Origin of the sequence: Acidilobus saccharovorans 345-15 (assembly GCF_000144915.1) — an archaeon.
Classification (GTDB): domain Archaea; phylum Thermoproteota; class Thermoprotei_A; order Sulfolobales; family Acidilobaceae; genus Acidilobus; species Acidilobus saccharovorans.
In genome coordinates this window covers 632,047-644,796 of record NC_014374.1, presented here as the reverse complement: position 1 = coordinate 644,796, position 12,750 = coordinate 632,047, and the positions used below count along the sequence as shown (strand labels likewise).

The window sequence follows — 12,750 nt, the reverse complement described above, 5'->3', positions numbered from 1 at the left end:
TCGACCAACCAATTCCACGCTGGAAGCACTCTTAAGCCTCGATCCTTGAATATGGGTTCGGCACGCTCTCTATGAGCAGCCTCGTGTACTCATGCCTTGGGTGGGTGAGCACCTCCTCTGTCGGACCCTCCTCCACGATTCTCCCCTCCTTCATCACATAGACCCTGTCAGTTATGTAGCCCACCGTGGCTATGTCGTGGCTTATGAAAACCATTGTGAGGTCCCTCTGCCTCTGCACCCTCCTTATCAGTCTGAGTATGTCGTGCTGCGTCACTACGTCAAGGCCTGTGGTGGGCTCGTCCATTACAACTATCCTCGGGTTGAGCATGAGGGCCATGGCAAGTATGAGCCTCTGCTTCATGCCCCCGACATCTGGAACGGGAAGAGCTCAAGCACCTGCTTGTCCCTGGCCAGCCCCACCTCCTGGAGGGTGTCAAGGACCAGGTCCACGTGCTCCTCGTAGTCAATGCCGTGGGAGGCCAGTATGTCCTTTATGGTGTCCTTGACCTTCCTCACCGGGTTCAGGGAGTTCTGGGCGGCCTGGGGCACGTAGCTGATAGATAACTGTGCCCCTGACCCTGTTGAGCTCCTCCTGGGAGGCCCTCAGGACGTCCACCTTGCCCTCTATCATCACTGAGCCGGACTCTACGACGAGGGGGAGCTTGACGAGGCCGACCATTATATTGGCGAGCGTTGACTTGCCGGACCCCGACTCGCCCACCACGCCGGTTATGCCCCCTGGGGACGTCGAGGTCCACGCCCCTGAGGACCCTGACGTAGCCGCCGTCCTAGGTTAAGTAGCCAGCCCTCAGCCCCTGACCTCCACAGCTGCGTCCAAAGGAAACCCCTTTCTGTCTCTAGGTGTTAACATGGGGTGGCTAAAAGTATTTTATCGTGTATGCAGACGCGGCCTAAACGGTATTAAAGTAGGCCAAGCCCTAGCCTTGGCGGGCTAAAGGAAAGGAGGCTAACCCTTATTACATTTGTTCCTCGCCATAACATTCGGTGCAGCCCATGAACTTGGCCAAGGGGCTGGTCCTGGCGCTCGTGGCCCTCATGGTAATCTCAGCGATTCCCTCGCTGCCAGTGGCCTCGTCCCAGGGGCCCGAGACGGTGGCCGTGCTTTACGTGCCCCTCAGGGACCTGGGCCTAGTCTTCCTCTACGCCGAGGCCTCGTCGACGCCGGGCAACCCACTCTACGGCCACCTGATGAACTCGACCATGCTCTCCCTGGTGCTCCCCCCTCCGTCCCAGGTGAGCGGCAACGCCTCCCTGCTGCAGGGCATGGGCTTCAGGGTGCTGGGCGTCCTGGAGGGCTCCATGATACTCTTCGGGGCCCGCCTCGGGCAGCTCGAGGAGGACTTCGGCGGCCAGGCCAGGTACTTCAGCTACATGGGCCGTGAGTACTTCGTCTACGCCTCATACGTGCCGGGCATGGGCTACGTATACGCCTCGAACTTCACGCTCCAGCCCCTTGGCCTGACCTCAGGCCTTCAGGGCGTCGGGCCGGGCGAGCTCAGGGAGGCATACGGCGTTGGCAACATGACTGGCTCCGGGGTGCCCGTCGGCATAGTCACTTACTACGGCGACCCCCTGCTTGAGGACGAGCTGAGGGCCTTCGACGCCGCCTACGGGCTGCCGGGGGCCTCCATGTCATACGTGCCCGTAGGCCCCTACGACCCTAACCTGGGGCTCTACTCCGGGTGGGCCGAGGAGGCCGAGGCCCTGGCCGAGGCAGTGCACTCCATGGCCCCGGGCTCTCCAATTGTAATATATGCTGCCTGGCAGGGGCTCCCCTTCTCGGCTATAGCCGCAGAGGTGGACCAGCTGAACGCGACGCCGGTAGTTCTTATCCCCTTCGGGGCCCCCGAGGGCCTTGTCAACTACCTGGGCTACGGCTTCTACCTCTTCAACTTCTACCTGGCGGACGCCTACTTCGCCCTTGGGGCCGCCGAGGGAATAACCTTTGTAGCGCCCACTGGAAACAACGGAAGCCTCTACCCCTACGGGCCCCTGGGCTCGCTCTACTACCCGGCGTCGTCGCCGTGGGTGCTCTCAGTGGGGGGCTCCACGTCATTCGTCTCAGGCAACCTGACGGCCCAGTCCTCCTGGTCAGCTGAGGGCGACCTGGGCAGCCAGGCCGGGGTCAGCGGGGTTGAGCCGATGCCGTGGTGGCAGGGCCTGCTGAGGCAAGCGCCTCCCCAGGGCTTCCCCCACGGCAGGAGCTCGCCTGACGTGGTGGCAGACGCCAGCCCGGCCACGGGGCTGAGCGTGGTCACCGCCTCCGGCCAGGGCTCCGCCTGGGGCAACGGGCTGGCAGCTGCAGTGGTGGCAGGCGAGCTGGCCGACGTTGAGGGCTACGTGGGCCACAGGCTCGGCCTCATAGCGCCCACGCTGTACCTCATGTACAGGGGGACCCCGTGCAACGCGTCCACGAGGTCAGCCTTTGAGCAGGCCTACCCTGGCTACAGCTTCCCGTGGCTCGCTGGGCGCGGCTACAGCGTGCTCGACGGCCTGGGCGCCGTAAACGCGGGCCAGCTGGCCAGGTGGCTCGCCAATGGGTCCCTCCTGAGGGCGATAAACTGCACCGTGCCCAGGCTGCTGGTCTCGGCGAGCCTGAGCCCTCAGGGGCCCGAGCTGCTGCCTGGCCAGAGGCTCAGCGTGGTTGCATCGGTGACCTATTATAACGAGACCGTCTCCTCGGGCTTCGTGAACCTCTACATAGAGACCGCGCAGCAGGGGGTTGTTGAGGTCGTCCCGATGAGCTACTCGGCCGGCCTCTGGAGGGCCTCTGTCACGGTGCCGGCCAACGCGTCGGGGCCCGCAATGATAGCAGTTGAGGCCAGGTACAACGGCACCTGGGGGATCTACGAGTACGAGGCCTTCATTGGCTACTTCGTGGAGGACCTCAACCTGAGCCCGGGACCCCACTTGGGCCCCCTCAGCATGAGTTATGAGGTGGTCGAGCTCAACGGGACCCCAGTTAATGTGCCGCCGCTGTTTGACGTCCTCTACTACTGCTATAACAACAACACCTACGCGCTCGAGGGGACAGCGCTAGGGGGCTCAATTGAAGTTAAGCTGCCGGGCTACTACGTTGTCGAGGCCCGGCCGCCCGCCTTCGCGTCGCTGCCCCTGGTCTCAGGACCCCTGGTGGCCGTGGGCTACTCGCCCGAGGCCGCAGGGGGCTACGCGCCTTCGCCGGGGGGCTGCCTCTACTTCACAGTCTCCCTGAAGGCCCCTGCTGAGGCGGGGCCTGAGGCCTCGGCCATGATTGAGCGCGGGAGCAACGTCACAGTTTACCTGGCCTCCAACAGCAGCGGCCTGGTGTCCACCTTCTACCAGGCCTACGTCTACTACAACTCCACCCTCGGGGAGTACTGGGGCTGCGTGAGGCTGCCCAGCTACGTGGGCCAGGGCTACTACGCCGTCATAGTTGAGACCAACTACAGCTCCGCCGAGCTGGGGGCAGTGGAGGGCGTCACCTATGGCTACGTCTACGTGTCCCCGCCGCTGAGGGCGACCCTTAAGGCGCCGGCGTACTCAATGATGGGGCAGCCCATCAGGGTCTACGCCAACGTGACCTACCTCAACGGGACCCCGGCGAGGCTGGGCTACTTCACCCTCTCCGTGAGGCCTGTCAGCGGGGGCCCCTCGGCCTCCCTTCCCATGGAGTTCAACTCCACCCTGGGCCTGTGGGAGGCCACGGTGACGCTGCCCTGGAGCAACGGGAGCCTTGAAGGCATTAGCGCAGGGCAGCCCCAGGCCTGGGACCTCGAGGTCTACGGCCAGGGGGTCTACTCGCAGCTGGCCCCCGTGGAAACTCAGGTAATTGAGGTGCCCGTGTACTACTATTTCAACAGGACCCTGGGGGCCGGCCAGTTCTACCCCGTGGACTCGTACTTTGACGACGTGAACATGACCTTCAGCGGCGCCCTCTACAACGACGTGTTCGCGGGGACTGACTACATAGTTGACAGCAACGTGACTATCCTTTACTCCAGCTCCTATGGCGTCCTGGTGATAGTCGACTCCAACGTGACCCTCGCCTACAGCCGCCTCGGCCGCGTCGTCCTGGTGAACTCCAGCCTCACCATGCTCTGGTCCAACGTGAGCGGCCTTGCCGTGGGCCCCGGGTCGAGGGTCAGCGTGGTGGTCCCAGCCTACGTTAGGGAGGCCGTGGGCTACCTCCAGTCGCTCGTGGCTGACTACTTCTCCCAGGCCATGGGTAACGTGAGCCTCGTCAGGGAGGAGCTCCTGGGCGACCTGGGGCGCCTGAGCGACGAGCTGTCAGGCGTTAGGTTCAACGTAAGCCTGCTCCAGGGCCAGCTCTACCAGACCATGGAGAACCTCACGGCCGCGTGGCAGCGCCTGGAGGGGCTGAGGGCCAACGTGACGGCCCTCGGGTACGCCATCAACGCCTCCCTGGCGTACGCCAAGGCCATGCTACAGGAGGCCAACTCCGCTGTCAGCCAGGCGGGCTATGTAGTCGGCGAGTTCAGGTCGCTGGCCTCCCAGCTGAGGTCTAACGTCACAGCTGAGGCCGAGCTCGTCAGCGCGCTTGAGTCTAACGTGTCGTCGCTGGGCAGGGCCCTTTCAATGGCTGAGGCAAACATAACAGGGCTCAGGCAGAACGTGACGCAGCTCATGTCGTACCAGGAGGCCGAGGCCTCGAGGCTGTCCTCGTGGATAGGCGGGAACTACACCGCACTGCGCTCCCAGCTCCTCCAGCTGTCGTCGTCGGTCAGCGCCCAGGGCAGCAGGCTGTCGTCGCAGGCGTCGTCGCTCGCCAGGGCCACGGCTGTTGCTGTGGCTGGGCTCGCCCTGGCCATAGCTGCCCTAGCCCTGGCCCTGCTGCATGTGATGCCCAGGAGGCCCAGGCGGGCCCCTCAGGCCTAGGGGCTCCCGTAGCCGCCTCCCCCGGGCGTCTCAATGATCACCTCGTCGCCGGGGCCAAGGTCAACGGTGGAGAAGGGCGCGACCTCCTCAGCCCTGCCCGAGGCCCTCACTATTGTGACCCTGGCGGGGGCGCCCGGCAGGCCTCCCCTGAGCCCCCACGGCCTTGACCTGAACCTGCTTGCTATTATTGAGAGCCTCGCCGGGGCGGTGACCTTGAAGGACCTCACTATGCCGTCGCCTCCCCTGTATTTGCCGGCTCCCCCGCTGCCCTCCCTTACCCTGTAGGCTGTGAACACCACCGGGTACGAGGCCTCCGCGACCTCTATGGGGGTGTTCATGGTGTTGGTCATGTTGTTGTGAACCGCTGAGACGCCGTCGCCGTTGGGCCTGGCGCCCGAGCCGCCGCCTATTGTCTCGTAGTAGGCCCACGTCCTCCCCGTCCTGGGGTCAACGCCGCCCAGCATGACGTTCATCATGGTGCCTGAGGAGGCCGCCGGCACCCTGTCCGGCAGGGCCGCTGACATGGCCAGGAGTATAACGTCAACAACCCTCTGGCTGACCTCAAGGTTTCCGGCCGCGACCGGGGCTGGGGGCCTGGCGTTCAGCATTGAGCCCTCCGGCGCCTCCACCTCTATGGTCGAGTAGAGCCCCTCGTTGACGGGCACGTCAGCCCTCATGAGGGACCTTATGGCAAACGAGGAGGCTGCGTAGGTCACCCCAAGGACTGCGTTGACTGGCCTCTGGAGCTGCCCAGGGGCGTTAAGTGAGACCCTCGCCCTCCCCCTCGAGACGCTGACCTCCGCGCTTATGTTAACCATGTCCCCCTCGCCCGGGCCCACCTCAAGCACGTCAGAGGCCCTGTAGGTGCCCTCGGGCCACGACGATATCTCGGATGAGGCGAGCTCCCTCGCGTATTCAATCGACCTGGCCCAGCCCTCCCTGACGGCGCCCCTGCCGTACCTGTCTATCAGCTCCCTGACCCTTGAGGCCCCGACCCTCAGGGCCGCCAGCTGCGCCCTCAGGTCGCCCTCCGAGGCCTCGGGGTACTTCACGTTTGCCAGGTAGAGCCTCAGAATGTCATCCCTCAGCCTGCCCCCCTCGACTATCTTCACTGGAGGAACTACGAGGCCCTCCTCGTATATCGTCCTGGCGTCAGGGTTTATGCTGCCGAACGCCGGCCCTCCAACGTCAACGTGGTGTGCCTTGTTGACAACGTAGCCCTCGAGCCTGCCGTCCACGTAGACCGGCGAGATAACGGTTACGTCGTTGAGGTGGGTCCCAGTTATGTAGGGGTCGTTAGAGACCACTACGTCGCCCTCCCCGAGCTCCACGCCCTCGGACTCCATGGCCCTGAGCAGGTTCCTGACGCCGACCCTGAGGGAGCCCAGGTGGACTGGTATGTGCTCGGCCTGGGCCACTATGTTGCCGTCACTGTCGACAACGGCGCAGCTGTGGTCGGCTCTCTCCCTTATGTTGGGCGACAGGGCGGACCTCCTCAGGGCGACCCCCATCTCCTCCGCTATGAACACCGTGGCCCTGTGCACTACCTCCCAGCTTACCATTGATCACCGCCTCAGCTCCAGGACACCCATGGGGCCTACCTCGAGCGTCCACCCCCTGGGCACAGCTGTGGTCGAGCTGTACTCCTCCACCACCGCCGGCCCCCTCAGCCTGAAGCCCTGGGGCAGGGACTCCCTCCTGTATATGGGGACCTCGTCCCAGCTGCCGCCTATCCAGGCCCTCCTCTGGGCCACGGGCCTCGGCTCCCCCTCCCTCGGCGGCCCTCTGAGCCTGGGCTTTGGCCTGGAGATAACTGCGAAGACCCTGGCGGCGACCACCTCTATCGGCCTGTCTAAGGTGAAGCCGTAGGCCGCCTCGTGGGCCCTGTCGAACTCCTCCCTGACCGAGGCGGGCGAGAGGTCCGCCGGGGCCCTTATGGTGAGCTCCCAGCCCTGGCCGCTGTACCTCACGTCGAGGAGCCTGATGAAGTGGTCCACCCTGCCGAGCCTCCTGGCCAGGGAGGCCTCGAGGCCCTCAAATGCCGCCTCCAGGTCCCTCGGGAACGGGAGCCTGGCCTCGTACTTTGAGTCAGCTACCAGGAGGCCCAGGGCTGAGAAGAGGCCCGGGTCAGGGGGCACGAGGACCCTGCCGACCCCCATCTCGTCCGCGAGCTCCGCCGCCACCTGGGGGCCGGCCCCGCCGAAGGCAATTAACGTCATGCCCGAGGGGTCCAGGCCCCTCTCAACAGTTACCAGCCTCACGGCCCTGGCCATCTCAACTATGGCCAGCTCCAGGGCCTCCTGGGCGACGCCCTCGGGGTCCCCAAGCCTTGAGAGGGCCTGGGCCGCGAGCTCCGGCCTGAGCTCCACGGCGCCCCCTGCGAGGGAGGTGCCGAGCCTGCCAAGCACGAGGTTGGCGTCAGTTATGGTGGGCTGCGAGCCTCCCCTTCCGTATGACGCCGGCCCCGGGTCTGCCCCCGCGCTCAGCGGGCCAACCCTGAGGGCCCCCGCCTCGTCCCTCCATATTATGGTCCCTCCCCCGGCCGAGACCTCAGCAAGGTCAACGAACGGGAACCTGACCGGGTAGCCCGAGCCCTTGACCACCCTGCCGTGGTGCGCCTCGCCACCGACCTCGTACTCAGTTGTGACCTGGACCTCGCCGCCCACTATGGAGCTGGCCTTGGCCGTGGTGCCGCCCATGTCGAAGCCTATGGCGCTGCCCACCTCCAGCTCCCTGGCAAGCCACGAGGCCGCTATCGCCCCCGCGGCGGGGCCGGACTCTATCAGCTGCACGGGCCTCAGGGCCGCCTCCTCGACGTCTACAAGCCCCCCGGCGCTTGACATAACCGACAGCGAGGAGGCGCCCATGGAGCCCAGCGATGACCGCAGCGACGAGAGGTACCTTGAGACTATGGGCCTCAGGGCCGCGTTGATCACGGCGGTTGAGGTCCTCTCGTACTCCCTGGGCTCCATGGCGACCTCGTGGGAGGCAGTGACGTAAGCGAACCTCCTCGACAGTAGGTCCCTGGCCCTGGCCTCGTTGGAGGGGTTGGCGTAGCTGTTGATGAAGCTTATGGCCACGGCCTCGACCCCCATGGACTCCATCCTTGAGGCCACCTCGTCGAGCTCGGGCTCGCTGACCTCCTTGACCACGGTGCCGTCGCTGAGCGTCCTCTCGTCCACCTCAAACCTGAGCTCCCTCGGCACCAGCGGCCTCGGCTTGGCGAAGAGGAGGTCGTAGAGCCTTGGCCTCGCCTGCCTCCCTATCTCTATTACGTCCCTGAAGCCCCTCGTGGTCAACAGGGCCGTCCTTGGGAGCTCGAGCCCCACCTGGCCGAGGAGGGCGTTGGTTGCTATAGTGGTGGCGTGCAGCACCTCGAAGGCCCCCGAGGGGGAGACGGAGCGGACGCCGCTGACGACCCCATCCTCGGGCCTCCTGGGAGTCGTCGGCACCTTGGAGAGCCTCACGGAGCCGGAGCTGTCAACGTATATCACGTCCGTAAAGGTGCCTCCCACGTCGACCGCCACGACGTCCAAGGCGCCGCCCACGTCAACGGTTTTTGGGCCGCTATTAACGCTTAGCGAAGGCAGGCGGCGACATTATAATCAGCTTTTTATGAAAGCTTTTTTACACAACTCTTTAGTGGTGTAACATGGGTGTCGGCTTGAAGGGAGGCCTGAGGGAAGGCCTAAGGAGGTACTTCCTGGCCACGAGGCCGTGCGCCCTCCTCTCGAGTATCTCCCTCGCGCTGACGGGCGGCGTCATAGCCATGAGGCTCTACACCGGCTTCACCATAGCAGGGGCTGCAGTGACGCTGGTGGCCGCCGTGGGCCTCTCGCTCTTCCTCGCGGCTGAGAACGTGTTCGACGATTACCTGGACACCCTCAGGGGCGTTGACATGCCTGGAGCGCCGAGGATCACCTATAACCCCCACGGCTTCTACTCGCTGGGCATGAGCGTGGGCCAGCTGAGGAACTACAGCCTGGCCCTCTTCGGCGCCGGCTCAGCGATAGTGGCCCTGGCGACGTTTCTGCCCAACAGGCCGCTGCTCCCGCTGTTCCTGGCCCTGGGCTCCCCCCTGCTTTTCCTTTACCCCGCCCCTCGCGGCTTCAAGTACGGCGGCGTAGGGGAGATAGACGTGCTCCTGATGGGCATCCTCATGGTTGTGGGCACCGCCTACGCCGTCTCAGGCGCGCTGTCCCTCAGGGAGGTGGCCCTCTCGCTGCCTCCGTCAATCATAACCACGTCAGTCCTCCTGGCTGACAACATGAGGGACTACAAGTGGGACAAAGCCCACGGGGTGAGGACCCTGCCCGTCAGAGTAGGCATGAGGGCCACCTCAGCGCTGTACGCGGCCCTGGTCTTCACCTCACTTCTCCTCCCGGCCTTCATGGTGTGGCCCTGGGGCCTCCTGAGCCTAGCCGTCGCGCCGATGGCCATCTACTCCACGCTCATAGTGGTCGGCGTCGTGAGGGTCCAGCTGAGCACCGCAGTGAAGTTCAGGTTTTACACTGTGCTCGCGCTGACCGTGACTTACCTTGTGGCCCTCTCGCTGCCCCGCGCCCTGCCCTGACTCAACCGCTAACTCCAAGGCGCACTTATGTGCCAAGCCTCAAGGCCTTTAACCCCGCCTAACAGGGCAGCGTGGGGCAGCTTGGTCAGGCTGAGGCCCTACAGGCCGGAGGACATTGAGGCCATACTGAGGGTTGAGGAGGAGAGCTTCCCTCCAAGGCAGAGGTACACGCCGGAGACCTTTGATTACCTCCTCTCCCTCAGGGGCTCATTCATGATAGTGGCCGAGGAGGACGGCGAGGTCGCGGGCTACGCCCTGGGCTACGTGGAGGGCAGGGGGGTCGGGCACCTGGCGTCGCTGGCGGTGAGGCCCGCCTTCAGGAGGAGGGGGATAGCGTCGGCCCTCCTGGCCGAGGCTGAGAGGGTGCTGAAGGGTGAGGGCGCGGTGGCGGTCAAGCTTGAGGTCAGGGAGACGAACTACCCTGCCATAAACCTCTACCTCAAGTTCGGCTACAGGCCGGCGAGGAGGCTCCCCAGGTACTACGGCGACGAGGACGGCATACTCATGGTTAAGGTCCTAGCCTAGGTCGACCTTCATGGTCAGCTTGCCCGCCAGGGAGCCCTCCTCCATCACCCTGTGGGCCTCGGCCGCCTGGGAGAGGCCCAGCCTCCTAGTTATTATTGGCCTCACGAGGCCCTGGGCGTAGAGCTGGTATGCCTTAGCCATCTCCCACGGGCTCCCCGTGTGGGTGCCGACGACCCTTGCGTGCTTCAGGTAAAACCTGTTCCAGTTTATCTCCTTCACTGGCCCCCCTAGGTAGCCGAAGACAACTATGGTGCCCCCAATGGCCAGGGCCTCGAGGCTCTTGTCGAGGGTTGTGCCCACTACATAGTCTATCACCACGTCAGCCCCGTGGCCGTCGGTGAACTCCATGACCCTTGAGACCGCGTCCTCCTCGCTCGTGTTAACTATAAGGTCAGCGCCCGCCTCCCTGAGCACCTTCGCCTTCTCCTCGCTCCTGGTCGTTGCTATAACCCTGGCCCCGAAGGCCTTGGCCACCTGTATGGCAAGCGTGCCGATGCCCCCGGTCGCGCCCCATATGAGCACGTACTGCCCCCTGGAGACGTTGGCCACGCTCACCAGCGACCTGTAGGCGACCAACAGGGAGAGGGGCAGGGCGCCCAGCTCCTCCGGGTCACCCTCGGCGGGTATCACGGCCCTGGCCGGCACCTTGACGAGCTCCGCGTACGACCCGTCCTCCTGGAAGCCGAGCATTGACCAGAGCCTGCACATGTTCTCCCTGCCCGTGAGGCAGTACTCGCAGTGGCCGCAGCCGTGAACCGGGGCAGCTATCACCTGCTGCCCCTCCCTCAGGAAGTCGACGCCCTCGCCGACCTCCTCAACAGTGCCAGAGACGTCAGAGCCGAGTATGTGGGGGAGCTTCACCTTTATGCCGGGGTAGCCCCTGCGGACCAGCGAGTCTATCCTGTTGAGCGAGGTGTACCTGACCCTGACGACCACCTCCCCAGGGCCCGGCCTCGGGTCAGGGACCTCGGCCTCGTGGAGCACCTCAGGGCCTCCGTGGGAGTTGAAGACCACGGCCTTCAAGCCTGACCCCAGGGTCCCGTGTACACCACTAATAAATGGTTTTTACCAGGAGGGCCCAAGCCTTGGGCCACGCCTTTACCTCTACGCTTAAAACCCCTCGGACACCCTGAGGGGCAGGCGAGAGGCCTTGGGCAAGGTAGTTAAGCTTGTGCTCGACACGGAGGACTTCCACCCCCTGCACAAGAACTGGATGAACCTGGCCCAGCAGCTGGCCAAGGAGCTCAACGTCGAGCTTGAGGTCAAGAAGGAGGACTACGTCTACGCCATATCCTACGGCGACAAGGACGACCTTGGCATGGCCTGGCTCCCCCAGCTCTTCGCCCAGCTGGAGAACGGCGAGGTGAAGCTAGTTATGAGCCAGTACCCGTTCGACCCCAAGACAACGAAGCCCAGCGACCCCATGGCCCTGGAGGAGGCCAGGAAGAAGCTGCAGGAGATAATGAAGGACCCGTGACCCTTTTTAATTTGCAGGCCGCCCAGGACCCACAGGGAAATTTATTGTCAGCAAGCCTTGGAAGGACCTCAAGGCTCCTCCTGCTGGCGGTGGAGCTCCTCATAGCCCTGGCAATAATAGTGGTCATGGTCCTCTCGCTCTGGAACCTCCTGGTGGAGGTCGAGGCTGCCTCGGCCCAGCTCTCCTCTGGCGACGCGGCCGCGGCCCACGTGACGATACTCAGCATGGTGGACCTTGTAATTATTATGCTCCTGGCGGCCGACCTCATGAGGACCATAGTAATAAGCGTGAGGGAGGGCTACATATCAATAAGGAGCATAGTGGAGGTGGCCATGATAGTTATAGTGAGGGAGATGGTGGCGAGCTCGATAACCCAGCAGCAGATAAACCCGGTGACCATAATGGAGCTCGCCCTAGCCTTCCTTGCCGTGGCCGCCGCCTACGTGATAACCGGCGTGTTCAGGGGCGGGGAGGAAGCACACCAAGGGTGCCCGCAAGCCCCCTGACCCTGTCCACTATCTCGCTGACGACAGCCTCAAGCCACTTTGCCCCCCTGTCAGCCGAGGCCTTTGTGGGGTCGCCGAGGACCGCGTAGGGGTAGAGCGCCTGGTCCACCGCCTGGGACTCCACGGCCACCCCCTGGACGTATATCATCGAGTTCCTCATGGACTTCAGGTCCCTCGCCTCCCCCTCGCTGCTGGGGCTCCAGCCGCTTGGGTAGGCCCTGGCGGCCGACATGTCTACGTGGGCCCCGTCTATGTAGAGCATGGCGCTGGTCTCGTCCTCGCCGGCGTGGCCCGGGCTCGTGAAGAGCTGCCTCAGCGCCTCCCTGCCGGCGTCCCTCCACCAGTCGAACATCACGAAGGTGGCCCCAGTGCTGTAGGCCGCGTCCTTCATTGCCACCCTTATGGCTGTAGTGTTGCCCCCGTGCCCGTTTATTATCACTATGAGCCTGTAGCCGTTCCTGGCTATCTCCTTCAGGACGCTCCTCACATAGGCAATGAAGGCGTCAGTCTCCACGTTTATCGTCCCTGGGAACCTGGCCAGGGCGGGCGACACGCCGTACCATATGGTTGGGAAGAGGTCGGCGCCTAAGGCGTCGGCCACCCTCTGGGCGACCCACGCGGCCTCTATGGCGTCGGTGCCCAGCGGCAGGTGGTCGCCGTGCCTCTCCACGGAGCCTATGGGTATGACCGCTATGGACCTGGGGGAGGAGTCAAACCTTGAGCCGGGGAGCTCCCAGACCTCAGTCAAGGGCGTTCCTGGTTAATAGCTT

Annotated in this window: 12 protein-coding genes; 5 read left to right on the top strand and 7 right to left on the bottom strand. The window is 64.3% G+C overall.

Going from position 1 to position 12,750, the window contains the following annotated elements; all coding sequences use genetic code 11:
• Positions 1-31 precede the first annotated feature (31 nt).
• From ASAC_RS07635 to ASAC_RS07985, 3 genes are read right to left on the bottom strand one after another with little or no spacing between them, the layout of a single operon-like run.
• Complete coding sequence (locus ASAC_RS07635) at positions 32-361, bottom strand: ABC transporter ATP-binding protein (RefSeq protein ID WP_052296726.1); 330 nt, start codon at positions 359-361, stop codon at positions 32-34.
• A complete protein-coding gene (locus ASAC_RS07765; protein WP_052296725.1) occupies positions 358-549 on the bottom strand; it encodes a P-loop NTPase family protein in 192 nt (63 codons plus the stop codon). The genes ASAC_RS07635 and ASAC_RS07765 overlap by 4 nt, the downstream gene beginning before the upstream one ends.
• A complete protein-coding gene (locus ASAC_RS07985) occupies positions 464-721 on the bottom strand; it encodes an ATP-binding cassette domain-containing protein (protein ID WP_158303784.1) in 258 nt (85 codons plus the stop codon). Before ASAC_RS07985 ends, ASAC_RS07765 begins: the two co-directional genes overlap by 86 nt.
• A gap of 293 nt (positions 722-1,014) precedes the next feature.
• Here ASAC_RS07985 and ASAC_RS03235 point away from each other — a divergent pair, with 293 nt between their 5' ends.
• On the top strand, positions 1,015-4,899 hold the full coding sequence (locus ASAC_RS03235; RefSeq protein ID WP_148217121.1) for a hypothetical protein: 3,885 nt from the start codon (positions 1,015-1,017) through the stop codon (positions 4,897-4,899).
• Here the strand turns inward: ASAC_RS03235 and ASAC_RS03230 are convergent.
• Both ASAC_RS03230 and ASAC_RS03225 read right to left on the bottom strand, forming a co-directional pair.
• Positions 4,896-6,461: a hydantoinase B/oxoprolinase family protein gene (locus ASAC_RS03230; protein ID WP_013266553.1), complete on the bottom strand. Its 1,566-nt coding sequence runs from the start codon at positions 6,459-6,461 to the stop codon at positions 4,896-4,898. The genes ASAC_RS03235 and ASAC_RS03230 overlap by 4 nt on opposite strands.
• 3 nt (positions 6,462-6,464) lie before the next feature.
• Positions 6,465-8,435, bottom strand: coding sequence for a hydantoinase/oxoprolinase family protein (locus ASAC_RS03225; RefSeq protein ID WP_048812971.1), 1,971 nt, complete (start codon positions 8,433-8,435; stop codon positions 6,465-6,467).
• Positions 8,436-8,563: 128 nt separating this feature from the next.
• Here ASAC_RS03225 and ASAC_RS03220 point away from each other — a divergent pair, with 128 nt between their 5' ends.
• Positions 8,564-9,472, top strand: a complete 909-nt coding sequence (locus ASAC_RS03220; RefSeq protein ID WP_048812771.1) for a prenyltransferase — start codon at positions 8,564-8,566, stop codon at positions 9,470-9,472.
• Between the two features lie 81 nt (positions 9,473-9,553).
• Positions 9,554-9,997, top strand: coding sequence for a GNAT family N-acetyltransferase (locus ASAC_RS03215; RefSeq protein ID WP_048812770.1), 444 nt, complete (start codon positions 9,554-9,556; stop codon positions 9,995-9,997).
• On the opposite strand, the gene ASAC_RS03210 is transcribed toward ASAC_RS03215, so the two are convergent.
• Positions 9,989-11,011: a zinc-binding dehydrogenase gene (locus tag ASAC_RS03210; RefSeq protein WP_238523640.1), complete on the bottom strand. Its 1,023-nt coding sequence runs from the start codon at positions 11,009-11,011 to the stop codon at positions 9,989-9,991. The genes ASAC_RS03215 and ASAC_RS03210 overlap by 9 nt on opposite strands.
• A gap of 136 nt (positions 11,012-11,147) precedes the next feature.
• Here ASAC_RS03210 and ASAC_RS03205 point away from each other — a divergent pair, with 136 nt between their 5' ends.
• Both ASAC_RS03205 and ASAC_RS03200 read left to right on the top strand, forming a co-directional pair.
• Positions 11,148-11,474 (top strand): hypothetical protein, encoded by a 327-nt coding sequence (locus tag ASAC_RS03205; RefSeq protein WP_013266548.1) that lies wholly within the window; start codon positions 11,148-11,150, stop codon positions 11,472-11,474.
• A 44-nt stretch (positions 11,475-11,518) separates the two neighbouring features.
• Complete coding sequence (locus ASAC_RS03200; protein WP_048812769.1) at positions 11,519-11,980, top strand: phosphate-starvation-inducible PsiE family protein; 462 nt, start codon at positions 11,519-11,521, stop codon at positions 11,978-11,980.
• Here ASAC_RS03200 and ASAC_RS03195 read toward each other — a convergent pair.
• Positions 11,934-12,728, bottom strand: coding sequence for a creatininase family protein (locus ASAC_RS03195; protein ID WP_013266546.1), 795 nt, complete (start codon positions 12,726-12,728; stop codon positions 11,934-11,936). The genes ASAC_RS03200 and ASAC_RS03195 overlap by 47 nt on opposite strands.
• Positions 12,729-12,750: the final 22 nt, after the last annotated feature.

What these genes read in the sequence shown, in the direction of transcription:
- ASAC_RS07635 (WP_052296726.1), bottom strand. Translation starts at nt 361, where the DNA reads ATGAAGCAGAGGCTCATACTTGCCATGGCCCTCATGCTCAACCCGAGG.
- ASAC_RS03235 (WP_148217121.1), top strand. Translation starts at nt 1,015, where the DNA reads ATGAACTTGGCCAAGGGGCTGGTCCTGGCGCTCGTGGCCCTCATGGTA.
- ASAC_RS03230 (WP_013266553.1), bottom strand. Translation starts at nt 6,461, where the DNA reads ATGGTAAGCTGGGAGGTAGTGCACAGGGCCACGGTGTTCATAGCGGAG.